Genomic DNA, 22,187 nt, shown 5'->3' with positions numbered 1-22,187 from the left:
CAGCTGGCTTATCCTACCCTGTTTTGAGCGCCATTGGCACGAAACGCCAGCCGCCTTACAAACCGATAAACCCCCGTTCGATCGCAATCGTCACCGCGTGCGTGCGGTTGTTCGCCCCCAGCTTGTCCATGATATTGCGCAGGTGCCCCTTGACGGTATCTTCCGACAGCGCCAGCTCGCCCGCCACCTGCTTGTTGCTGTGGCCCCGCGCGATCAGCTGCAGCACCTGCACCTCGCGCGGGGTCAGGCGTTCCTGGCCCAGGTGGTTGGCCAGTTCGGCCGCGATCTCCGGCGGAAAATAGCGCTTGCCCGCCGCCAGCGCGCGGATCGCCTCGGTCAGCTCCTTGCGCAGGGCGCTTTTGAGCAGGTAAGCCTGCGCGCCCGAGCGGATGGCCTGCAAGGCGCGCGCGTCGCCCCGGTAGGTGGTCAGCACCGCGATGCGCGCCTGCCCGAATTCGGCGCGGATCGCCTGGATCGCTTCGATCCCGTTCATGTCCGGCATCTGGATGTCGATCAGCGCCACATCCGGCTGCAGCGCGCGGTACTGCGCCACCGCCTCGCGCCCGTCGCCCGCTTCGCCGGCCAGGCACATGTCCGGCTGGCTGGCGATGACGGCGGCGATCCCTTCGCGCATCATCGGATGGTCGTCGCACACCAGCACCCGGATGGGTGGCGTTTCAGGATTCATTGTTCTCCCCTTTTATCGTTTTTTGTACGCAGCCATGCGAACAGGCGCCGTTGCGGGCGCCGGTAGGCCAGCTGCGCCTTGATGCCAAGCCGGATCTCGCTGCCGCGCGCCGGGTCGCTGTCGATGATCAGTTGCGCGCCGATGCGCGCGACCCGCTCGTGCATGCCGCGCAAGCCCCAGTGGTCGGGCCGTCCCTGCGGCGTCCTGTAGCTCGCGTCGATGCCCAGCCCGTCGTCGTCGACCGTCATCAGGAACAGGCGCGCGCCGTAGTCGATATCGACCTTCACATGCAGCGCATGGGCGTGGCGGAAGGCGTTGACGATGGCTTCGTGCCCGACCTGGTACACCTCATCGCGCACCAGCGGGCGCAATGGCGCCGGCGTGCCGCGCACGCTCAGCGAAAAGCGCGCGCCGCCTTTTTGTTCGAGTTCCGAGCCCAGCTTGTGCAAGGCGTCGTGCAGTTCGCTCAGGTCGATGGCGCCGATGCGCAGGTCGCGCACCCGGTCGCGCCCCTCGATCAGCACCTGGTCGGCGCGGTCGAGCGCATCTTCCAGGCTGTGGCGCGCCGGACTGCCGGCCGGGATGGTGTAGACAATCGCCTGGAAGCGCAGGATCAAGCCATGCACGCCCTGCAGCAAGGTGTCGTGCAGGTCGCGTGCGATGCGTTCGCGTTCGCTGTGGCGCTCCTCGATGCGTTCGCGCAGGCGCTCGGCGGCGCGCCGCATATTGATCCGGTACAGCATCCACAAGGCGCCGAAGCCGAGCGCCCCGGCCAGCAGCAGGAACAGCGGCTGGCGGTACAGCGCCGGCGGAATGGCGAAGTCGAACACGGCTTCGCGCGTGCTGGGCAGGCCGTCCTGGTTGTGCGCGACCACGCGCAAGCGGTACTTGCCGGCGCCCAGGCCGATGTAGACGGCCTGGCGCTGGCGTCCCGCATCCTGCCAGCCCATGTCGTAGCCATCGAGCCGGTAGCGGAAATTGAGGCGTTCGGGCGCGGACAGGCTCAGGGCCGTATAGTCGATCACGATGCGCTGCGCGCCGGGAGCCAGCGTGGCGGCTGCGCCGGAGGCCGCGCTGGATCCCGCGCGCACGCCGTCCACCTGCACCGATTCGATCAGCACGGTCGGCCTGGCCTGTTCCGGATGGGGGCGCTCAGGATCGATCCAGGCCACGCCGTTACTGGTCGAGAACCACAAGCGCCCGTCGCGGCTGCGCACCGCCGTCGGCAGCGGCAGCACCTGGTACGGGTCGTTCGCCAGCCCGCCCATCAGGTCGTACGAGCGGTAGCCGATGCGGTAGCTCGCATCGGCATATGCGCGCGCCAGTTCGGCGGCGGTCAGCTGGAAGATGCCCGAGCGCGAATGCACCCACAGGTCGTCACCCCGGCCATCCTTGACCGGCACCACGATGATGGCGTAGATGTTGGCGAACAGGCCGTTGTCGGGCAGGCGCAGCGCGTGGTAGCGCTGGCCGTCGATGTAGCCGATGCCGCGCTGGCCGCCGACCCAGGTACGCTGGCCGTGATGGGTGATGGCGGTGACGTGGCCGAGGTCCATGCCGTCCGCCTCGCCCCAGCGCTTTTCGCCGCCGTGTTTTTCGTCGCCGCCGTCGCGCGTGACCAGCAGATTGTCGCGGTAGCCGAACCACAATCGCCCGCTGGCGTCGGCCGAAGCGGAAACCGGCATGCGCTGGTTGGCCGAGGGCGATGGCGGCGGCGTGGCGATCCACACGCCGTCGTGCAGGCGGAACAGGCCAAGCCGATTGAACGAGACCCACAGGTCGCCGCCGGCGTCGCGCGCCATCGCGCGCACCGACGATTCGGCCAGCGCGGCCGGCGGCAGGTCGGCGAATTTTTCCAGGCGCGCGCCGCGCGAGCGCCAGATGCCGGACGGGCCGCCCATCCAGATGGCGCCGTCAAGGTCGCGCATGGCGCACGACACCGGCGCCGGCATGTCCAGCACGTCAATGGCGCCATCCATCAGGCGCATGGCGGGCCGGTTGCTGGGACCGCCCCACAGGCTGCCGTCGTTGGCGGCGACAAGGGCAAAGTTGAGCGAGCCGGCCGGAAAACCGGCGGGCGTCAGCGCGCGCTGGCGAAAGCGGTCCAGCCCCCCGTTGCTGCCGACCCAAAGGTTGCCGTCTCCATCTTCGAGCATCTTCCAGATGAAGTCCGAACTCAAGCCATCGCGCGCCGAAAACGTGGTGCGCGTGTTGATGGCGCCAATGCCGCGTGGATTGTCGACGTACTGCACGCCGTTGCCGGTGGTGCTGATCCACAGGCCGCCGCCGCGGTCGAACAGCAGGCCGATGGCCGGCGTGTCGATGGCGAGGGTGCCGGTCGTCAGGTGGCCATCGAACAGCAGCACGCGATGGATCTTGCCGCTGTAGCGCTCCGTGAGCCAGATGGCGCCGTCGCGCGCCTGCGCGATCTGGCCGACCCAGTCGACCGCCAGGCCGCTGTCGACGAAACGGCGTTCGCCCTTGGGCAGGTACAGGAGGCGGTTTTCGTTGGCGGCCCACAGCGTGCCGCCGCCGTCGACGAACACCGCGCGCGCCTTTTTGCCGGGGAAGCCCCAGTCGGAGCCGATCCGTTCCCAGTGGGCGCCGTTGTAACGCGCCAGGCCATCGTCGGCGGCGACCCAGATCGCCCTGGCGCTGTCGCGCGCGAGGCTGTAGATAGCGCCTTCGGGCAGGTTGGGACCGGGCAGGTGTTCGCGCATGCCGCCCGGGCCGATCACGCGCACGCCGCCGAAGCGCAGGCCGACCCACAATTCGTCGTCCACGGCCAGCAGCGAGGCGACGATATTGAGCGTGTTCAGGCCGGGCGCTTCGTAGCGCACGAAACGCACGCCGTCGAAGCGGAACAGCGATTCATTGGTGCCGAGCCACAGGTAGCCGTCACGCGTCTGGGCCATGGCGCCGACCTGGCTCGGGCCGCCGTCGGCCGCGACCCAGCGCCGGTGCTCCAGCTGCTCGAACGAGCGCACCTGCGCCTGTGCCGCGCCGCCGAACGCGAGCACCAGCACAAGGGCGGCCTTGCGCCGCCACGGTGTGCTGGACATGCTGTGCGGTGTCATACGATGTGGGTCCTGTTCGCCTGGCGGGCAGCGGCCGGCAAAGTCGCTGTTCATGGCGCGCGATGATACCACCGGCGCCATGTGGCTAAGAGTGCGCGCGCGGGCGCAGCCAGAGCAGGGCGACGACGACATGCACGGCGGAGCCGGCCGGCGCGTACCACAGCGCGAGCGGGATCGCGAGCGCATACAGCAGCATCGACGCCAGGTTCTTGCGCTCCATCCAGCTCGGGCGCGTGGGTCCGGCATGCAGTGCGCCTCTCCTGCGCAGTACTTCGTCGAGCACCACGAAGCCGATGGAGCACATCAGCAGCACCGCGCCGTACATCGCCACCGGAACCGGCTCGAACGGATGCTCGCCGGCCCACGCGGTGACGAACGGGATCAGCGAAATCCAGAACAGCAGGTGCAGGTTGGCCCACATGGCCACGCCGTCGACCTTCTGCACCTTGTCGAACAGGTAGTGGTGGTTGATCCAGTAGATGCCCACATAGATAAAACTGAGCAGGTAGCGCAGCATCACCGGCAGCACCGGCGCCAGGTCGTGCGGCGCCGGGCCGTGCGGGGTTTTCAGTTCCAGCACCATGATGGTGATGATGATGGCGATGACGCCATCGCTGAACGCTTCCAGGCGCACCTTGTTCATGCGGCCCCCTTGCCTGGCTCGGGCAGCGCCATTTCGGCGCACAGGATGCCGATCGGGACGATCAGGGCGATGAAGCCGAAGGCCATGAACGCAAAGGCGGCGCCGATGGCGCCGATGCCGAAGGCGAGCAAGGGCCAGAAGAATTTGCCGCAGCGCGCGCTGGTGGCGGCGTCGCCGGCGCCGCGCAGCACGTCGATGCTGTCGATGACGACCTGGGTCACGTTCCCGGTCATCATCGACGTGGGCGCCAGTTGCGCCAGCAGCAGGCGGCTGCTGGCGCTGTGGACGCCCATGGCGGCGGTGCCCAAGAGGCCGGCTGCCATGGCCAGCGTGGAAGGCGCGTCGCCGATGGGCGAGGCGGCCATCCCGGCCAGCATGAAGCCGGCCAGCAGGACCACTTGCAGCAGAAGGGCCAGTTTCAACGCCGGCCACTGGCGCTTGTCGCAGGCCAGGATCAGCAGGCGCGCCATGGCGATCCCCGCGATGAAAGCGGGGAAGGCCAGGAACTTGAGCAGGATCGAGGCCTTGGAGGCGTCGGCCAGCGCAACCCCGATCAACACGAAGTTACCGGTGACATGGGCGGTGAACAATCCGAACAGGGCGACGAAGCCCAGGGTGTCCACGTAGCCCGCCAGGAAGCCCATGTCGATGCTGCGAAGGCGGTTGCGCTGGTCGGGGGTCACGATCTGGCGAAGGCGAGAATGTCGGCGTTGACCTGCTCCTTGTGGGTGTCGGTCAGGCCGTGCGGGGCGCCAGGGTAGATGATCAGCCTGGCGTGCTTGACGATGGCGGCCGAGGCCTTGCCGGCGGCGTCGATCGGCACGATCTGGTCGTCGGCGCCGTGGATGACCAGGGTCGGCTTGTCGAATTTTTTCAGGTCGGCGCGGAAGTCGGTTTCGGAGAACGCCTTGATCGAGTCGTAGGTGTTCTTGTGACCGGCCATCATGCCCTGCATCCACCAGGCGTTGATCAGGCCTTGCGAGGCTTTGGCGCCGGGGCGGTTGAAGCCGTAGAACGGGCCGGCGGCCAGGTCGAGGTAGAACTGCGAGCGGTCCTTGACCGAGGCCGCGCGAATGCCGTCGAACACCTCGATCGGCAGGCCGCCCGGATTGTCGGCGGTCTTGAGCATCAGCGGCGGCACGGCCGAGATCAGGCCGAGTTTGGCGACGCGCCTGGTGCCGTGGCGGCCGACGTAGCGGGCCACTTCGCCGCCGCCGGTCGAAAAGCCGATCAGGATGGCGTTTTTCAGGTCCAGCGCTTCGATGACCTGGGCCAGGTCGTCGGCGTAGTGGTCCATGTCGTTGCCGGTCCAGGGCTGGCTGGAGCGGCCGTGACCACGGCGGTCGTGGGCGATGACGCGGAAACCGTTGTTCGCAAGGTGGAACATCTGCGATTCCCAGCTGTCGCTGTTGAGCGGCCAGCCGTGGCAGAACACCACCGGTTGGCCAGTGCCCCAGTCCTTGTAATAGAGTTCGACGCCGTCTTTGGTGGTGATGGTGCTGGCAGGGCGCATGATGGCGGCGGCGCTTGGCGCGGCCTGGGCGCCGGAGCTGATGGCGGCCAGGGGGATGGCGGCGGCCAGCGAAGCGCCGGCGGTATGGCTGCGCGGCGGGAGAGGGTTTTCGGGTTGTCGTTGGTGGACATGGTTGCTTTCTTGTTGTCGTTAGCTTCGTCGTTCCCGCGCAGGCGGGAATCCAAGCACCGTCGATTAGCGAAGGTGCTATGGGTTCCCGCCTTCGCGGGAACGACGGGGTAGTGGTCAAACTGGGTTACTTCGCCGGTACCGGCGCCAGCACGTCGTGTTCGCCCGTGGTGCGTTCGGCCGCCTTGTGTACCATGGTGTACGCGTAGTCGACGCCCATGCCGTACGCGCCCGAGTGTTCGCGCACGATCGCCATGACGGCGTCGTACGTTTCGCGGTGCGCCCAGTCGCGCTGCCACTCCAGCATCACCTGCTGCCAGGTGACCGGCACCACGCCGGCCTGGATCATGCGCTGCATGGCGTAGTCGTGCGCTTCCTTCGAGGTGCCGCCCGATGCATCGGCCACCATGTAGATTTCGTAATCGCCTTCGGCCATGGCGCACAGCGCGAAGCTGTTGTTGCACACTTCCGTCCACAGGCCGGCCACGATGACTTTTTTACGGCCGTTGGCCTTGAGCGCATCACGCACTTTCTGGTCATCCCACGAATTCATCGAGCTGCGCTCGAGGATTTTCTGGTTCGGGAACACGTCCAGCAGTTCCGGATAGGTGTGGCCCGAGAACGCCTGGGTTTCGACGGTGGTGATCACGGTCGGGATGTTGAAGGCTTTGGCAGCCTTGGCCAGCGCCACCGTGTTGTTCTTGAGGACCTGGCGGTCGATCGACTGCACGCCGAAGGCCATCTGCGGCTGGTGGTCGATGAAGATCAGTTGCGAATTTTGCGGGGTCAGGACGTCGAGTTTCGGATTCATGCAATGCACTCCTTGGGTTGAAAAATGGGGCTGGTCAGAACGCGAAGCAGCTGCAGCCGAGCGCGCCCCAGAAGCCGGTGTGGCTGGTGACCGGAATGGTCGATTTGCGCGCGATGCCATGCGCGTGGCCATGCACGCCACAGGACCCGGCGCACAGGTGCGGCAGCGCCGCGCGGGCCGCGGTGGGTCGGTAGTGGCCGCCGTAGGCGTTCACGGGCGACCAGTCGGGCAGCGCCGGAATCGGGGCCGGCGCCAATGGGGCAAAGTCGCCCGCGCCGTACACCACCTTGCCGCCGACCACGGTGAGCACCGATTCGAGGGCCTTGATGTCATCTTCCGCCACGCTGAAGAAGTCGCCCGACAACACCGCCAGGTCGGCCAGCTGGCCGGCCTTGATGCGTCCCTTTTGATGCTGCTCGCTGGAGAACCAGGCGCTGCCCGAGGTCCACAGTTCGAGCGCGGTGGCGCGCGGCATCTGCTGGTCGGCCCCGTACAGGCGCAAGCCGCCGACGGTGCGGCCGGACACCAGCCAGTAGAGCGCCGTCCACGGGTTGTAGCTGGCCACGCGCGTGGCGTCGGTGCCGGCCCCGACCGGAACGCCGGCTTCGAGCATGCGGGCGATCGGCGGCGTGTGGCGGGCCGCTTCGGCGCCGTAGCGCTCAACGAAATACTCGCCCTGGAAAGCCATGCGGTGCTGGATGGCGATGCCGCCGCCGAGCGCGCGCACGCGGTCGATATTGCGCGGGGTGATGGTTTCGGCGTGGTCGAACATCCAGCGCAGGCCGTCGAAGGGAATGTCGCGGTTGACCTTTTCGAACACGTCGAGCATGCGCGAGATCGATTCGTCGTAGGTGGCGTGCAGGCGGAACGGCCAGCGCTGCTCGACCAGGTGGCGCACGACCTTTTCGAGTTCGTCGTCCATGCCGGCGGCCAGTTCCGGACGCGGTTCGAGGAAGTCTTCGAAGTCGGCGGCCGAGAACACCAGCATTTCGCCGGCGCCGTTGTGGCGGTAGTAGTCGCTGCCGTCGCCCGGCTTGATCAATCTGGTCCAGGCCTGGAAGTCCTGCAGTTCGGCGCCCTTGTTCTGGGTGAACAGGTTGTAGGCGATGCGCACGGTGAGCTGCTTGTCGCGCGCGAGCTGGTCGACGATGGCGTAATCGTCGGGGAAGTTCTGGAAGCCGCCGCCGGCGTCGATCACGCTGGTCACGCCGAGGCGATTGAGTTCGCGCATGAACTGGCGCGTGGAGTTGACCTGGTGTTCGAGCGGCAGGGCCGGGCCTTTGGCCAGGGTGGCGTACAGGATCATCGCGTTGGGACGGGCGATCAGCATGCCGGTCGGGTTGCCGGCGGCGTCGCGCACGATCTCGCCGCCCGGCGGGTTGGGGGTGTCGCGGGTGTAGCCGACCGCCCGCAGCGCGGCCTGGTTGAGCAGGGCGCGGTCGTACAGGTGCAGCACGAAGACCGGGGTGTCGGGGGCGGCGGCGTTGAGTTCTTCGATGCTCGGCATGCGCTTTTCGGCGAACTGGAATTCGGTCCAGCCGCCCACCACGCGCACCCATTGCGGCGACGGCGTGCGTTCGGCCTGTTCGCGCAGCATGCGCATGGCGTCGGCCAGCGAGGGCACGCCTTCCCAGCGCAGTTCGAGGTTGTAGTTCAGGCCTCCGCGGATCAGGTGCATGTGCGAGTCGTTCAGGCCCGGGATGACGGTGCGCCCGGCCAGGTCGATGACCTGGGTAGCCGGGCCGCGGTGGCGCATCACGTCGTTGGCGTCGCCCACTTCCAGGAAGCGCTCGTCGGCGATGGCGACCGCGTTGGCGAACGGGTTGGCGCGGTCCGTGGTGTGGAATCGGCCGTTGATGAGGATCAGGGAGGCGCTCATGCGCAATCCTTGTCTTTGGCCGGGAGGCCGGTGATTTTCGGGGTGCATTCGGTTTTGAACCAGGCGATGCTCAAAGGTTCGCCGGCGATGACGCGCTTGGCGATGGGCACCATCTGTTCGCCGACCAGCATTCCAAGCAGACCCAACAGTGCAATGACCGGCGGCGCGGGCGAACGCACGTTGATCAACGCGTAGATAATCCCTGCCAGCACGCCGGCTCCGATCGACATCAGATACATTGCTTACTCCTTCAGATTGGCAGGGCCGGATGGTGGTCCTGTCGAAACGAGTATGGAAGACGGGGCGCAGGCGCGATAGAATCAGGATGCTGTTTTTGCCACCCTATTGATGTCAAGGCCCATGAAAAAACTTATCCTTCCCGTCCTGCTGATGCTGGCCGGCGCCGCAAACGCCGCCTGGCAACCCGCCGATGTGGCGCAACTGAAGCAGATGGCCAAGCGCTACGCCCCGGTCGAGCTGCGCGCCGATACGTCGGCCCTGTCCAAGGGCGACAAGGCCGCCATCGTCAAACTGATCGACGCGGCCAGAATCATCGATACCTTGCAGCTGCGCCAGCGCTGGGCGCATAACGAAGCCCTGTGGAGCGCGCTCAAAAAAGACAAAAGCGCCCTCGGCAAGGCCCGGCTGGACTATTTTTGGCTGAACAAAGGCCCGTGGTCCATCCTCGACGGTAACCAGTCCTTCATGCCGGCCACGTACGCCGGCATCACCATCCCGTCCAAGAAACCGGAAGGCGCCAATTTCTACCCCGAAGGCGCCACCAAGGCCACGCTCGAAGCATGGATGAACGCGCTCGCACCAAAAGACAAGGAACAGGCGCAGTGGTTCTTCACCACCATCCGCAATGGTGCGCAGGGCAAGTTCAAGACGGTGACCTACGCCGAGCAAGACAAGGCCGAGCTGGAACAACTGGCTAAACTGCTGCGCGAAGCGGCGGCGGCCACCGGCAACGCCTCGCTCAAGAAATTCCTGACCCTGCGCGCCGATGCGTTTTTATCGAACGATTACCTGGCGTCCGACTTTGCGTGGATGGACCTCGATGCGCCGGTCGACATCACCATCGGGCCGTACGAGACGTATAACGATGAACTGTTCGGCTACAAGGCGGCATTCGAGGCGTATGTGAATATCCGCGACGAGAAAGAAACCCGCAAGCTCGATTTTTTCAGCAAGCACATGCAGGAACTGGAAGACAACCTCCCGCTCGACAAGCAGTACCGCAATCCCAAGGTCGGTGCGCTGGCGCCGATGGTGGTGGTCAATCAGGTGTATGGCGCCGGCGACGGCAATATGGGCGTGCAGACGGCCGCGTACAACCTGCCGAACGACGAGCGCATCATCAGCGAGCGCGGTTCCAAGCGCGTGATGCTGAAAAATATCCAGGAAGCGAAGTTCAAGTCGACCTTGACGCCGATTACCAAACTGGTACTGCGCCCGGAGGCGCAAAAGGACCTCGATTTCGATTCCTTTTTCACGCATATCCTGGCGCACGAAATCACGCACGGCCTGGGACCGCATGCCACCACGCAAGGCGGCAAGCCATCGACCCCGCGCCAGGATCTGAAAGACGCGTATTCGACCATCGAGGAAGCCAAGGCCGACATGGCCGGCCTGTGGGCGCTGGCCTACATGATGGACAAGGGCCAGCTGAAAGACACGCTGGGGCAGGGCGCGCTGGCCGAGCGCAAGCTGTATAACACTTTCCTGGCGTCGGCCTTTCGCACGCTGCATTTCGGGCTGACCGATTCGCACGCGCGCGGCATGGCGATCCAGCTCAATTACCTGCTCGATCAAGGCGGCTTCGTGTCGCATGGCGACGGCACGTTTTCGGTCGATTTCAAGAAGATCAAGCAGGCGGTGATCGATTTGAACCGCGAGTTTTTGACCATCGAGGCGACCGGCGATTATGCCCGCGCCAAGGAGATGATGAGCAAGTACGTGGTGATCCGGCCGGACGTGCAGAAAGCGCTCGACAAGATGAAAGCGGTGCCGAACGATATTCGTCCGGCCTTCACCACGGCGGCGACGCTGCTTGGACGATAAGGCATGAACAGGTCAATCTATCCAATGGCCTATTGGACGTACGAGTTCGTGCCGTTTGACTCGCCCCGCAGCGGCGACCCGGCGGCCGATTTCACGCAATTTTTGGGTCAGCTCGATCCCTGCATCGCCTTGCTGAGCGAGAGAGAACTGTTCATCCCGTCGCAAATACAGTGCCTGAACTGGTGGGCCAGCGGGCCGGGCAGCAGGCATCATGAGCAATTCGTCGATATCGCCTACACGCCGGGGACGCGCTTCGATCAATTGGTGATGGCGGAAGTCAAGCGCCAGCAGCATTTACGGGACGATCTATTCCCCTCGACGATCATCATTGACGGGCGTACGCGATTGGTCGATGACAACGGAAAATTATCAAGCTACGACAGATTGCTCAGCATCCACGTGCATTTCAATTGCAGGGATGTTGAGATATTTCCGCACAGCGATGCATGGTTGCCATTCTCCTTCGACGCCAGGACGCCGACCGAGGCGTACGAGATCAACGCCGCCCGGCTGAACGCGGCCATCGACGACCTCGAACGGTTCTGCAAGCGCGAATGCACCGACGACCAGCATTGCCGCTACTGTTTGATGGAGGGCGGCCGGCTCGACAACTACAGGGTCGAGTGCTTGCCGGTAGGGGTCGATCCCGCTCTCTGGTGGGACGGTCGCTAGCAGCGGGATTGTTCAATTCACCCGTGCATGAATGAAACGCCAATCATGGCCTTGTGTACAGACAGGAAAACCACGCATTTGCGGGATTTTCCTCGTCCTGACGATGATTTCTCCGAACATTCGCTCGCTTTTGAACGCAGGCCACTGTGCGCACCCACGCCCGTGCTAGAGTTTATTGATGTTGCCACATGGCACTTATATAACTTTCGCGAGCGAGACATGAATACTTCTGGAATGAGCATCGGACGGCGCCTGGCGGTGGGCTTCGGCGGCGTGTTTTTGCTGATCGTCGTGCTGTCGGCAATGGCGATTTCGCGCGTGGGCAGCATCGAAGCGAGCCTGAACCAAATCAACAAGGTCAATAACGTCAAGCAGCGCTACGCGATCAATTTTCGCGGCAGCGTACACGACCGCGCCATCGCGCTGCGCGATGTGGTGCTGGCGGCCGACGCTGCGGGCGCCCAGCCGCATCTGGACCTGATCAAGCAACTGGCCGACAACTATGCGCGCTCGGCCGCGCCGCTCGACGCGCTGGTCGAGAGCCCGACTGCGACCGCCGAGGAAAAGAGCGCGCTGGCCGGGATCAAGGACAGCGAACGCAAGACCATGCCGCTGATCGCCAACGTGATCGCGCTGCGCCTGGCCGACAAGCTGCCCGAGGCCCACGCCCTGCTGGCGCAGCAGGCGGCCCCGGCTTTTGTAGGCTGGCTGGCCAGCATCAACCGCCTGATCGACCTGGAAGAAAAGATGACCGGGGTGCAGGCCGACAACGCGTCGACCCTGGCCAGTTCCTTCCTGCTGTGGATGGCGGTGCTGTGCGCGATTGCGGTGGCGGTCGGGTCGGTGGCGGCCTGGTATATCAGCCGCGGCCTGCTGCGCCAGCTTGGCGGCCAGCCCGATTACGCGGCCAATGTGGTGGCCAGCATTGCCGCCGGTAACCTGGCGGTCCAGATCGACACCGTCAACGGCGACAACAGCAGCTTGCTGTTCGCCATGAAAGGCATGCGCGACAGCCTGGTGGCCATCGTGGCCCAGGTACGGGCCGGTACGGCCACCATCACCACCGCCTCGTCCGAAATTGCGGCCGGCAACCTGGACTTGTCGGCGCGCACCGAAAGCCAGGCCGGCACGCTGGAAGAAACCGCCTCGTCGATGGAAGAACTGACCAGCACCGTGCGCCAGAATGCCGACAACGCGCTCCAGGCCAATGCGCTGGCGCTGTCGGCCTCGGAGGTGGCGGTCAAGGGCGGCGCGGTGGTCTCGCAGGTGGTCGATACGATGGCGTCGATCAATGAATCGTCGAAAAAAATTGTCGACATCATTGGCGTGATCGACAGTATTGCTTTCCAAACCAATATCTTGGCCTTGAACGCGGCCGTGGAAGCGGCCCGTGCCGGCGAGCAGGGCCGTGGTTTTGCGGTGGTGGCGTCGGAAGTGCGCAACCTGGCCCAGCGCTCGGCGGCGGCGGCGCAAGAAATCAAGACCCTGATCGGCAATTCGGTCGAGCGGGTCGACGCCGGTGCGCGCCTGGTGGACCAGGCCGGCAGCACGATGCAGGAGATCGTCTCCAGCGTGAAACGGGTGACCGACATCATGGCCGAAATCAGCCTGGCCAGCCAGGAACAGACGGCCGGCATCGAACAGGTGAACCTGGCGATCGGGCAGATGGACCAGGCGACCCAGCAGAACGCGGCGCTGGTCGAGCAGGCGGCGGCGGCAGCCTCCTCGCTCAATGATGAGGCGGCCTCGCTGACCGAGGTGGTGGGCGTGTTCGTGCTGGCCGACGGCGCCGGACGCGCCGCAGCCCCGGCGCGGATGACGGCGCGCGTGGCGCCTACGCCGGCCGCGCCCAGGCCGACCGCCGCCAAGCCGGCCGCCAGGGGCAGGGCGCTGGCGCGCACCCCGGCCGCGCCGCAACGCAAGATTGTCACTGAGAATACTGTTGCTGACGAGTGGGAAACGTTCTGATTGTTTGCGCTAGCGCTAGCTTGACATAGCGCCATGTTGAGAATTTTCCACAAGGAAAGATATTTTTCCCAAAGCGTTCCAGAGGTCTATATTATTGCTCTTAGGCACTTATAGACCTCCTGAGGAAACGCCATGTTCAAGCACCTTTTGACCGCGCTGCTCGCCGGTATCACCCTCATTGCCACTGCTGCCGCCTCTGGCGCCGCCCTGACCGAGCTGGAAACGCGCTGGCTGAACGCCGCCGCTCCCGTGTTGGCGTATTCGCAACGTATCAACTTGCCAATTGATATCACCGTGCAACCAAAAGCCCGTCCCGGCGATGTGCCGCTGGCGATGGGTTTTGTCGATGGCCGCTGCAAGCTGGTGCTGTCGATGCGTGGCAACCCGGCTGCCGAAAACATTCTCAACACGGTGCCGCAAGCCGAGCGTGCCTTACTGATCGAAACCATGGCGGCCCACGAGATCGGTCATTGCTGGCGTTACGTACAGGGCGTGTGGCATGCCCTGCCGGCCGGCTTCGTCGAAACCGGTGAGGAACAGGCGCAGGACACGCGCTTGCTGGCCGAATCGAAAGCCATGCGCGAAATGCGCCGCGAAGAAGGTTTTGCCGACCTGGTCGCGCTGTCGTGGGTCCAGCGCCAGCATCCGGCCGAGTATGGCCGCGTGTACGCCTGGCTGTCGACCCTGCGCGACGCGGTGCCGGCCGAACGCAGCGGCCACGACACGCGCACCTGGGTGCGCCTGGCGAAAAATGCCGACGGCTTCGGCCGTGGCGCCACCCCGTTCGATGATGCCGTGACCATGTGGCAAGCCGGATTGCTCAACGATGAATAAGCTGTGCGCCGCCGCGTCCTTGCTGGCGCTCCTGGCGCTGGCCGGCCCGGTGGCGTGGGCCGCGCCGGCCACCGAAGCCCAGTGGATCGCCGCCGCCACGCAAGCGGTCGCCTACGGCCGCGCGCAGGGCATGCCGATCGAGCTGGAAATAGCCGCCGGCAACGGTTTGCCGGGCCACACGCCGGTCGGGCTGGCCAGCGAGAACGGGCGCTGCACGTTGATCGTTTCGGCCAGCAACAATCCAACCGCCGACAAGCTCAGCGCGATGATCGCCCCCGACTTGCTCGACACCTTTTTGGCGGGCGCGGCGATGCATGAAGTCGGTCACTGCCACCGCCGCCTGAACGGCTTTCCCCATAATGAAAAACTGTTGCCCGTGGTGGCCTGGATCGGCCCCGTGCGCGATTGGTTCGCGCGCCGCGTACGCACCGAGGAAGCCTACGCCGACATGACCGCCGTGGCCTGGATCGCGCGCTATCACCCCGAGCGCTATACCGCGCTGCTTAATGAAATGCTGCGCGTGCGCACCCGTTTCCGCGAGCCCAGGCACGACACGGTCGCCCTGCTCGAACGCGCCATCGCCGAGGGCCCGCAAGATGCCAACGAGAATCTTTTTGCCCAGGTCGATGAACGATTAAACCGATATCGATAGTCCTTTTACGTCCGTATGTACGTTGTCGCACAGATGTTGCGTGTGGTTAGGATGTTAAATCCGTCTACCAACAACCATACATTCAAAGGGACCACCATGAAACCTATCGTCGCCACATTGCTTGCCACCGCCCTCAGCGCCGCTTTCGCCAGCGCCTATGCCGCCGAGACGAGCACCAAGACCGATACCGCGACTTACCGCACGATGACGCAAAAGGCCGACGCCGACTACAAGCTCGCCTCCGCCCAGTGCAAGGACATGAGCGGCAACGTCCGCAAGCTGTGCATGGAAGAAGCCAAGGTCACGCGCGCGCGCGCCGACCTGGCGGCCCTGACCGATTACAACGACACCCTCAAAGGCCGCACCAAGGCCCGCACCGAACTGGCCAATGCCGATTACTCGCTGGCCAAGGCCAAGTGCGCCGCCACCAGCGGCGCCGAAAAAGACAGCTGCATGAGCAATGCGCGCGCGGTCCACACGGCGGCGCTGGCCGACGTCAAGGCGGACCGCAACATCCAGGTCGCCAGCAGCGGCGCCACCGACACCATGAGCCCGGTTACCCGCACCAGCACCAGCGACGCCACCAAAGCGGCCGCCGTGGACAAATGCGCCGAGGTAGCGGGCAGCCCGAACACCGGCTGCCTGGTCGATAACAACAAGCGCACGGCCACCACCGCCGGCGCGGTTGCCAACCGCACCGAGATGGCTGCCGAGACGGCCGGCCAGCGCACCGCCAACGCGGTCGGCAACGCCGCCGAAAAAACCCGTGCCGCCGGCGCCACCATGGCTGCCAAGACCGAACGCGCGATCGACAACATGGCCGACAAAACCGAGCGCACCGCCGACGCCATGGCGCCCAGGATGGACCGCGCCGCCGAAAAAACCGGTGCTGTCGTGGCCGACTCCGTGATCACCACCAAAGTCAAAGCCGACATCTTCAAGGAACCGGAACTGAAATCGATGGCCATCCACGTTGAAACCGAAAAAGGCGTGGTCATGCTGAGCGGCTTCGTCGATTCCAAGGCCGATGCCGAGAAAGCCGTGCGCCTGGCCAAGAGCGTCGATGGCGTAACGTCGGTCAAGAGCGCGATCAAGGTCAAGTAAGCCGGGCGCTACCGGGGCCGGACCGCGCACAGCGGGCCGGCCGGCAGAAAACAGTGGCCCCGTGCGGTGCGAGAATGCGATTCTGTTGCATTGCTGCACTGTCCGGGGCTTTGTTGCTGCAATCCATCGCGGCGCCCCCGCCCCACTGTATAATTTTCCTGTGAACAGACTAGAAGCCTTTGGATATATTGCCGCGCAAGCCGCACGCGGGGAGATTACCCTCCCGACCAGCGTGAACGCCGCCTTGCGCCTGCAACTTGCACTCGACAATCCCGATTGTCATATTGAAGACGCCATCAAGCTGGTACTGGGTGAGCCGCAACTGGCCGCGCGCACCGTCGCGCTGGCCAACTCGGCCGCTTTCAACCGCAATGGCGACACCCCGATCACGAATGTGCGCGCGGCTGTCATGCGGGTGGGCTACCGCAGCTTGCAGACCCTGGTGGCCAGCCTGGTGGTGCGCCAGTTCGGCAGCCGCATCGTCGACCCGGGGTTGCGCGCCAAGGCCCAGCAGCTGTGGGAACACACCGCCCATGTGGCGGCGCTGGCCCAGGTGCTGGCGCGCCGCGTGACCTTCGTCAATCCCGATACGGCCATGTTCGCCGCCATCGTGCATGAGGTGGGCGGGTTTTACCTGCTCTCGCGCGCCGATGAATTTCCGGGCCTGCTCGACGACGATCCCGAAAAATGGGCCGAGTTGTGCGAAGAAGTCGTCAGCCGCGAAGTGCTGAAAAAGCTGGCGATTCCCGAGAGCGTCACCCAGGCCATCCTGGCCCTGCGCGATGGCTGGCTGACCATGCCGCCGAGCACTTTGCTCGACACCTTGTTGCTGGCCAATCAGTTCGCCCCGGTCCGCTCGCCGCTCGGTGTCGCGGAAGAGCCCTTGCCCGAGCACGCCGATTCGGTGCTCGACTTCGTTATCGACAACGATACCCTGCAAGCAATCCTTGACGAGTCGGCCGACGAAGTCAAGTCGATGAGCGCCGCGCTGCTGGTGTAAGCCACTCCTTCTTCTCTTCTTATCTTCTTCTCTTCTTTTCTTCTTCAATCGCCGGAACCACAGCGCGTGCGCAGCTTCTAACCCCAGGCAAGGCGGGACACGGGTCCCGTGCCGGGGGGGAGCGATGAGGCGCATTGCGCACGCGTGGTGGCTTGTTGCCGGTCCCGGGCCGCTGGCCCTGCTGCGCCCGCTGATCGCGTGCGCAGCCTTGCTCTTTCTCCTGCTGTGGACGCCGTCCGCCGCCGCGCTGGCCCCGGTGACCCTGCTGACGGTCGATGGCGCCATTGGCCCGGCCAGTGCCGATTATCGCGCGCGCGGGCTGGCGCGCGCCGCGCACCGTCGTCAAGGCCATCCCGGGCCAACGTCAACGGCGAAACCTGGCGCGTGGAAAGCGGCGCCGCCCTGCGGCCCGGACCGGGTGCGCGACAGTCCGGCCGGCTAAGACAGCCGCGCCACGGCGATCGAAGGGGCGCGCGCATTCGGCCGCTCAGTGCGGCCGCTCAGTGCGGCCGTGCCTGGGCCGGGCCGCTCAGTGCAGGCGCTGCCATGCCAGGCCGATCCATTCGTGGGCGGCGTAGTACGAGCGGAACATGCCGCTCCAGCCGGGCACGAACATCAGCGCCGAGAGCGTGCCGCGCGAATAGAACATGGTCGGCGCCGGCACGACGTCCAGGCCGGCGGCGCGGAAGGCGCGCTCGGCGCGCGGCATGTGCATGGCGTGCGTCACGAGCAGCACGCGCCGCACCCCGGCCGCCTTGAGAATGGCGGCGCTGTAGAGGGCGTTCTGGGTGGTGTCGGCCGAGTTTTCTTCGGTCCAGGCGACCGGCGTGCGGAAATCGTCGCGCAGGGCGCGCGCCATGCTGACGGCCTTGGGTGGAATACCCTTGTCCGGCTCGCCATTGCCGCCGCTGACCAGCAGCGGCAGATTGGTCGCGTGCTGCAGGTGCGCCGCATAGCGCAGGCGCAGCAGGGCGATGTCGTCGGGAATATCGGCGCCGCCGTACTCGGGCGCGGCATGTACGTTGCCGGCCGCCAGCACCACGATGGCCTGGGCGCCGCTGTGAAGGGCGTCGGCCAGCGGTGCCGTGCCTTGTTCGAGCGGCCACACCAGCAGCAGCGAGCCGGCATTGGTCGACAGCACCAGCAGGGCGGCCAGTCCCAGCCGGCGGACGGCGCGCCCGCAGCGTGGCCAGCGTCGCCGCAGGGCGTAGCCGGCCAGGATCAGCACGATCAGGCTCATCGGTGGCATGAGCAGCACGCGCACGACGATATCGGTCATTGCCGCCGCGCGCGCCCGCCCGCCTCATGGCTTCGCTTGCTCACAGCGAGGCCCAGGCCTGGCGCAGGCCGAGCACGTGTACGATGCCGATGCCCGTGCAAATGGCCGAGCTCCAGCCCCAGAACACCAGGCTGCGACCCGGCATCAGGATCATTATCGGCACAAAGGCCAGGCCGCGCACCACATACACGGCGGTGATGGCGCACAGGATGACGCGCATCCAAGGCAAGCGCGGCAGCACGCCGGCGCCGGCCAGCGCGTACGCGGCCCAGACCAGCAGCACGGCGCTGATGGCGGCGGTGACGATGGCGGGATACCAGGAACCTGAGGCGGCCATGCGGGCCATCGGCTCGCCCGCGCCGAGGGCGCGGTACCAGTCCGGGCCGCCGGCGATGCAGGCAATGTGGAGCAGGGCCGCAGCGGCGCTGAGGGCGGCGGCGGCAAGGAGGAAGTGGGCGGACGGCTCGGTCATGGGTGGCAGGCGAGGGGCAGGTTGTCGCGCAACGCGAACGGTAAACTCACTGTGTGCGCCAGGAAATTGGCTTTCAGCGTAAAGTCATTATAAGATTAACAAAATGCATTGTGGAGCAGAACATGAAATGGGAAGGTAATCGCGAAAGCGACAACGTGGAAGATGTGCGCGGTTCGGGCGGCGGTGGCGGCGGGGGCGGTTTTGGCTTCGGCGGACGCTCGATCGGCATCGGGTCGATCGTCATCGCCCTGGTCGGCGGCTGGATTTTCGGGGTCAACCCGATGACCATCCTGAACATCATGAGCGGCGGCGGTGGCGGCCAGGCCCCGGTGCAGCAACAGCAAAGCCAGGCGCCGGGCGAGCCGGCCAGCGACCGCGGTTCGAAGTTCGTGCGCGTGGTGCTGGCCGATACCGAGGATGTGTGGACGAAGTTGTTCCGCGAGCAGGGCGGCACCTACCAGAAGCCCGCGCTGCAACTGTATTCCGGCCGCACCCAGACCGCCTGCGGGGCCGGCAGTAGCGCGACCGGGCCTTTCTATTGCCCGGCCGACCGCAAGGTATATCTGGACATGAGCTTTTTCCAGCTGATGGAACAGCGCTTCAAGGTCGAGGGCGAGTTTGCCCAGGCGTATGTGATTGCCCATGAAATCGGCCATCATGTGCAACATGCCATGGGCCTGACCGACAAGGTCGACGAGGCGCGTCAGCGCGGCACCGAAAAACAGGCGAACGCGATGTCGGTGCGCCTGGAATTGCAGGCCGACTGTTTTGCCGGGGTATGGGCGTTTCACGCCAACCAGTCGCGCGCGATCCTGGAACAGGGCGATGTCGATGCCGCGCTGAAAGCGGCAACGGCGATCGGCGACGATGCCTTGCAGCGCCAGTCGCAAGGCCATGTGGTGCCGGATTCATTTACCCACGGCACCTCGGAACAGCGCGCGCGCTGGTTCAAGCGCGGCCTCGACAACGGCCAGGTCGCGCAATGCGATACCTTCGCCGCGCGCCAGCTGTAAGGCCGCTCAGGCGTTGCTGAGCGCTTCGGCGCCAGCCATCAGCGACTCGACCGCGCGCTCGAAGACGGGCGCGTGTTCCATTGTGCGCAAGGTTTCATCCTGCATCGCCGCCAGCAGGGCGTCGCGGGTGAAGGTGGCGGGCGCGGCCTGGCCCTTGACCGAAAACAGGTACAGGCTGCCGCGCGGGCTTACCGCGTTCAGGCGTGCCGGCACGTAGCGCCCGTCGAGGGCGATTTCGAAGCCGGCGCCCGGCAGCGCCATGCCCAGCCATTCCTGTTCGGCGGCGGCGGGCGCCGCGCTCTTGCCCGGATCGGTGTACAGGTCGGCGCGGATGCCGCGCTGCGCCAGCGCCGCTTCGAGCTGGGCGTGGCCGATGCTGACCGCGTCCCGGCCCGCTTCCGGCACGCCGTCGAAGGCGGCGAAATGGGCGCGCAACTGGGCCAGGGTGGCGGGACGGGCCGATGGCGGCTGGCGTTGGCCCAGCACATCCATGTGTACCATGACCAGCTGGTCGAGCGCGGCCTTGGCCGCTTCCTGGCCCATGCCGACCGCGGCCAATCCATCACGCACCCGTTTAACCATGCCGGGCAACATGCTGACCATCACGGCGCGATCTTCCAGGGTGGTTTTTTCCTGGGAGCTCCAGACCAGCTCGGCCAGCATCGCCTGGCTGGCGCCCGCCTCGCTGGCGGGATGCGCCAGCACCCGGCTCCAGATATCGGTAATGAAATTGCCGATGCGCGGGTCGAGATCGAGCGGATCGAGCAAGGGCGCCAGGGCGGTCGCGGCATCGCTGTGGCGCGCACTGGCCGCTTCGAGCGTGCCGAGGGTGTCGATGCAGCGCGCCAGGCCCAGGTCGCTGCGCGGCAGCAGTGCCGACACGAACTGGTCGAGCTGGCGCTGGCCGTCGGCAAACGCTGTCATGTCGGTGTCGAATCCGTCCAGCACCTCGTCGAGGACGGTATCGATCTGGCTTTCCAGCGCGGGATAGCAAGCCATCTCGGGCGTGATGCCGGTAGCGACCGTGCCGATCCGGTCGAGCAGGCGGCGCGCGGGATGCTGGGCGTCGTGCAGCATCGACGGTTCCTGCATGGCGGCGCGCAGGAAGGGAACGTGCAGGCGGCCAAGCTGCCCGCGCACGCCTTCGGGCAATTGCTCGTCATGCACGATGGATTCGAACAGCAGACTGACCAGGTCGATCGTCACCCGCTCCGGCTCGCTGCTGGCGGCATCGGCAAGCCTGGCGCGCAGGTCGAGCGGGGCCGGCGCTTCACGGCTGACCCTTCCGCCGGCCTGGGCCGGACGCGCTTGCTGCAATTGTTTCAGTTGCGCTTCCAGGGCGCTGTCCCCGCCGCTGGCATTGCCGGCCATGGCTGGCGCGTGGGCGTGACGCGGCGGGCGCGCCGCTGTCGGCTGGTTGAACACATTCCAGACCATTTCCTGCAAGTCGGGCAGCGGCTGCTGGGCCAGGGCGCCGTGGGCGGCCGGCGCCTGCCGCTGCAGCATCAGGCGTTGCAATTCTGGAATCATGCGGGCTTGCTTCGGCTGGGCTGGCGGCTTGAGCGGGTTGGATGGGTGTGCAGCGGGCGCAACAGCGCGCCCGCTGGCGGGACCGTGCGCGATCAGCTGCTCAGCCGCCTTTTGCCAGGCAAGCCGGTCACGCTGGGCGCGCGTGAGCGCGGTCGGACGCGCGGTGAGCTTGGTGGAAATTCCACGCGATTCGAATACTTCTTCTATTGCAACGTAGTATCCTTGCAGGCAATGTACCATCGCCAGCGAGAGGGTGTCGAACAGCACTTTCGACTGCGTCTCGTCCATGACGCACTGGCGCAGCGCTTCGTGCAGCGAGCGCGCCAGCAGGTAGGGGCGGAAGGGGTTTTCGCGCTCGCGCACGTCGCCGTCGCCATGCAACTGCGCAATCATCAGGTTCAAGCGCCCGAGGCTGGGCTGGTCGGCGTCGCGCAGGCGCATCACCAGGCGGTCGATTTCGATTTGCCGTGTGACTACATCGTCCTCGATCAGGGTCAGGTTGTCGGCGCTGATATCGTCGATGCTGGCACGGGTGTCCATGTACATGGTGTCCATGGCGCGTTCGAGGTAGCTGGCGAAGTGATGCTCCATGCGCTCCTGCAACAGGGCGGCGTTCTGGCGCAAGATATAGCGGGCATTGGTCATCAGGCGCACGTCGGCCCCGCCTTTACCCTGCAAGGCCTTGTCCAGGGTGGCGCCGGCCTCGGCGATGGTTTTGGCGGCGAGGACACGAAAACCCGACAGTGCGGGTTGTTTCGCAAGCTGGAACACTCTTTTTGGTATTTGCATGGCGTTTTTTGTGCTCAAATGGATGAGCTGATCGGGATGTCTGTCAGCCATCATAGCGCATTAGAGCAAC

Annotated in this window: 20 protein-coding genes; 9 read left to right on the top strand and 11 right to left on the bottom strand. The window is 65.7% G+C overall.

Translation table 11 applies throughout. From position 1 onward, the window contains the following. Positions 1-55: 55 nt before the first annotated feature. The 8 genes from F1735_RS02110 to F1735_RS02075 form a co-directional block, all read right to left on the bottom strand. Positions 56-688 (bottom strand): response regulator, encoded by a 633-nt coding sequence (locus F1735_RS02110; RefSeq protein ID WP_167235376.1) that lies wholly within the window; start codon positions 686-688, stop codon positions 56-58. Beyond that, positions 685-3,750, bottom strand: a complete 3,066-nt coding sequence (locus tag F1735_RS02105; RefSeq protein WP_167235375.1) for a sensor histidine kinase — start codon at positions 3,748-3,750, stop codon at positions 685-687. The genes F1735_RS02110 and F1735_RS02105 overlap by 4 nt, the downstream gene beginning before the upstream one ends. Before the next feature lie 100 nt (positions 3,751-3,850). Continuing rightward, on the bottom strand, positions 3,851-4,408 hold the full coding sequence (locus tag F1735_RS02100; RefSeq protein ID WP_167235374.1) for a TMEM175 family protein: 558 nt from the start codon (positions 4,406-4,408) through the stop codon (positions 3,851-3,853). Beyond that, positions 4,405-5,091, bottom strand: coding sequence for a YoaK family protein (locus F1735_RS02095; protein WP_167235373.1), 687 nt, complete (start codon positions 5,089-5,091; stop codon positions 4,405-4,407). Before F1735_RS02095 ends, F1735_RS02100 begins: the two co-directional genes overlap by 4 nt. Continuing rightward, complete coding sequence (locus F1735_RS02090) at positions 5,088-5,921, bottom strand: alpha/beta fold hydrolase (RefSeq protein WP_167235372.1); 834 nt, start codon at positions 5,919-5,921, stop codon at positions 5,088-5,090. Before F1735_RS02090 ends, F1735_RS02095 begins: the two co-directional genes overlap by 4 nt. Before the next feature lie 256 nt (positions 5,922-6,177). Beyond that, entirely contained in the window at positions 6,178-6,861 is a 684-nt protein-coding gene (locus F1735_RS02085; protein ID WP_167235371.1) for a hydrolase, read from the bottom strand. 34 nt (positions 6,862-6,895) lie between these two features. After that, positions 6,896-8,740 carry an amidohydrolase gene (locus tag F1735_RS02080; RefSeq protein ID WP_167235370.1) on the bottom strand — a complete coding sequence of 615 codons (1,845 nt, stop codon included), beginning with the start codon at positions 8,738-8,740 and terminating at the stop codon, positions 6,896-6,898. Next, positions 8,737-8,979 carry a DUF1427 family protein gene (locus F1735_RS02075; RefSeq protein WP_167235369.1) on the bottom strand — a complete coding sequence of 81 codons (243 nt, stop codon included), beginning with the start codon at positions 8,977-8,979 and terminating at the stop codon, positions 8,737-8,739. Before F1735_RS02075 ends, F1735_RS02080 begins: the two co-directional genes overlap by 4 nt. A gap of 121 nt (positions 8,980-9,100) precedes the next feature. On the opposite strand from F1735_RS02075, the gene F1735_RS02070 reads away from it, so the two are divergent. From F1735_RS02070 to F1735_RS37355, 8 genes are all read left to right on the top strand, one after another. Continuing rightward, positions 9,101-10,804 carry a dipeptidyl-peptidase 3 family protein gene (locus F1735_RS02070; RefSeq protein ID WP_167235368.1) on the top strand — a complete coding sequence of 568 codons (1,704 nt, stop codon included), beginning with the start codon at positions 9,101-9,103 and terminating at the stop codon, positions 10,802-10,804. 3 nt (positions 10,805-10,807) lie between these two features. Then, positions 10,808-11,476, top strand: a complete 669-nt coding sequence (locus F1735_RS02065) for a hypothetical protein (protein ID WP_167235367.1) — start codon at positions 10,808-10,810, stop codon at positions 11,474-11,476. A 219-nt stretch (positions 11,477-11,695) separates the two neighbouring features. After that, the gene (locus F1735_RS02060; protein ID WP_167235366.1) at positions 11,696-13,444 is read left to right on the top strand and encodes a methyl-accepting chemotaxis protein; all 1,749 of its coding nucleotides are present in this window, start codon (positions 11,696-11,698) and stop codon (positions 13,442-13,444) included. A 132-nt stretch (positions 13,445-13,576) separates the two neighbouring features. Beyond that, positions 13,577-14,278: a hypothetical protein gene (locus F1735_RS02055; RefSeq protein WP_167235365.1), complete on the top strand. Its 702-nt coding sequence runs from the start codon at positions 13,577-13,579 to the stop codon at positions 14,276-14,278. Next, positions 14,271-14,930: a hypothetical protein gene (locus tag F1735_RS02050; protein WP_167235364.1), complete on the top strand. Its 660-nt coding sequence runs from the start codon at positions 14,271-14,273 to the stop codon at positions 14,928-14,930. Before F1735_RS02055 ends, F1735_RS02050 begins: the two co-directional genes overlap by 8 nt. A gap of 96 nt (positions 14,931-15,026) precedes the next feature. Then, entirely contained in the window at positions 15,027-16,034 is a 1,008-nt protein-coding gene (locus tag F1735_RS36255) for a BON domain-containing protein (RefSeq protein WP_229505583.1), read from the top strand. A gap of 160 nt (positions 16,035-16,194) precedes the next feature. Further along, positions 16,195-17,034: an HDOD domain-containing protein gene (locus tag F1735_RS02040; protein ID WP_167235363.1), complete on the top strand. Its 840-nt coding sequence runs from the start codon at positions 16,195-16,197 to the stop codon at positions 17,032-17,034. Between the two features lie 124 nt (positions 17,035-17,158). Further along, positions 17,159-17,476 (top strand): hypothetical protein, encoded by a 318-nt coding sequence (locus tag F1735_RS37355; RefSeq protein WP_167235261.1) that lies wholly within the window; start codon positions 17,159-17,161, stop codon positions 17,474-17,476. 87 nt (positions 17,477-17,563) lie between these two features. Here the strand turns inward: F1735_RS37355 and F1735_RS02030 are convergent, their stop codons facing one another. Both F1735_RS02030 and F1735_RS02025 read right to left on the bottom strand, forming a co-directional pair. Further along, positions 17,564-18,313 carry a YdcF family protein gene (locus tag F1735_RS02030; RefSeq protein ID WP_167235362.1) on the bottom strand — a complete coding sequence of 250 codons (750 nt, stop codon included), beginning with the start codon at positions 18,311-18,313 and terminating at the stop codon, positions 17,564-17,566. Between the two features lie 40 nt (positions 18,314-18,353). After that, complete coding sequence (locus F1735_RS02025) at positions 18,354-18,785, bottom strand: hypothetical protein (protein ID WP_167235361.1); 432 nt, start codon at positions 18,783-18,785, stop codon at positions 18,354-18,356. Positions 18,786-18,907: 122 nt separating this feature from the next. Between F1735_RS02025 and ypfJ the strand changes: the two genes are divergently transcribed. Continuing rightward, the gene (gene ypfJ, locus F1735_RS02020) at positions 18,908-19,798 is read left to right on the top strand and encodes a KPN_02809 family neutral zinc metallopeptidase (protein ID WP_167221063.1); all 891 of its coding nucleotides are present in this window, start codon (positions 18,908-18,910) and stop codon (positions 19,796-19,798) included. A 6-nt stretch (positions 19,799-19,804) separates the two neighbouring features. Here ypfJ and F1735_RS02015 read toward each other — a convergent pair whose 3' ends face one another. Further along, a complete protein-coding gene (locus F1735_RS02015) occupies positions 19,805-22,117 on the bottom strand; it encodes a DUF1631 family protein (protein WP_167235360.1) in 2,313 nt (770 codons plus the stop codon). Positions 22,118-22,187 lie beyond the last annotated feature (70 nt).

The sequence above is a fragment of the Massilia genomosp. 1 genome (genome assembly GCF_011682185.1).
In the GTDB taxonomy this organism is placed as follows: domain Bacteria; phylum Pseudomonadota; class Gammaproteobacteria; order Burkholderiales; family Burkholderiaceae_D; genus Telluria_A; species Telluria_A rubra.
This window is presented reverse-complemented; position numbering and strand designations above follow the sequence as displayed.

Bases quoted from the DNA above. Each gene is read 5' to 3' on its own strand.
- F1735_RS02110 (WP_167235376.1), bottom strand. From the start codon at position 688: ATGAATCCTGAAACGCCACCCATCCGGGTGCTGGTGTGCGACGACCAT.
- F1735_RS02105 (WP_167235375.1), bottom strand. From the start codon at position 3,750: ATGTCCAGCACACCGTGGCGGCGCAAGGCCGCCCTTGTGCTGGTGCTC.
- F1735_RS02100 (WP_167235374.1), bottom strand. From the start codon at position 4,408: ATGAACAAGGTGCGCCTGGAAGCGTTCAGCGATGGCGTCATCGCCATC.
- F1735_RS02090 (WP_167235372.1), bottom strand. From the start codon at position 5,921: ATGCGCCCTGCCAGCACCATCACCACCAAAGACGGCGTCGAACTCTAT.
- F1735_RS02085 (WP_167235371.1), bottom strand. From the start codon at position 6,861: ATGAATCCGAAACTCGACGTCCTGACCCCGCAAAATTCGCAACTGATC.
- F1735_RS02080 (WP_167235370.1), bottom strand. From the start codon at position 8,740: ATGAGCGCCTCCCTGATCCTCATCAACGGCCGATTCCACACCACGGAC.
- F1735_RS02075 (WP_167235369.1), bottom strand. From the start codon at position 8,979: ATGTATCTGATGTCGATCGGAGCCGGCGTGCTGGCAGGGATTATCTAC.
- F1735_RS02070 (WP_167235368.1), top strand. From the start codon at position 9,101: ATGAAAAAACTTATCCTTCCCGTCCTGCTGATGCTGGCCGGCGCCGCA.
- F1735_RS02065 (WP_167235367.1), top strand. From the start codon at position 10,808: ATGAACAGGTCAATCTATCCAATGGCCTATTGGACGTACGAGTTCGTG.
- F1735_RS02060 (WP_167235366.1), top strand. From the start codon at position 11,696: ATGAATACTTCTGGAATGAGCATCGGACGGCGCCTGGCGGTGGGCTTC.
- F1735_RS02055 (WP_167235365.1), top strand. From the start codon at position 13,577: ATGTTCAAGCACCTTTTGACCGCGCTGCTCGCCGGTATCACCCTCATT.
- F1735_RS02050 (WP_167235364.1), top strand. From the start codon at position 14,271: ATGAATAAGCTGTGCGCCGCCGCGTCCTTGCTGGCGCTCCTGGCGCTG.
- F1735_RS36255 (WP_229505583.1), top strand. From the start codon at position 15,027: ATGAAACCTATCGTCGCCACATTGCTTGCCACCGCCCTCAGCGCCGCT.
- F1735_RS37355 (WP_167235261.1), top strand. From the start codon at position 17,159: ATGAGGCGCATTGCGCACGCGTGGTGGCTTGTTGCCGGTCCCGGGCCG.
- F1735_RS02030 (WP_167235362.1), bottom strand. From the start codon at position 18,313: ATGACCGATATCGTCGTGCGCGTGCTGCTCATGCCACCGATGAGCCTG.
- F1735_RS02025 (WP_167235361.1), bottom strand. From the start codon at position 18,785: ATGACCGAGCCGTCCGCCCACTTCCTCCTTGCCGCCGCCGCCCTCAGC.
- ypfJ (WP_167221063.1), top strand. From the start codon at position 18,908: ATGAAATGGGAAGGTAATCGCGAAAGCGACAACGTGGAAGATGTGCGC.
- F1735_RS02015 (WP_167235360.1), bottom strand. From the start codon at position 22,117: ATGCAAATACCAAAAAGAGTGTTCCAGCTTGCGAAACAACCCGCACTG.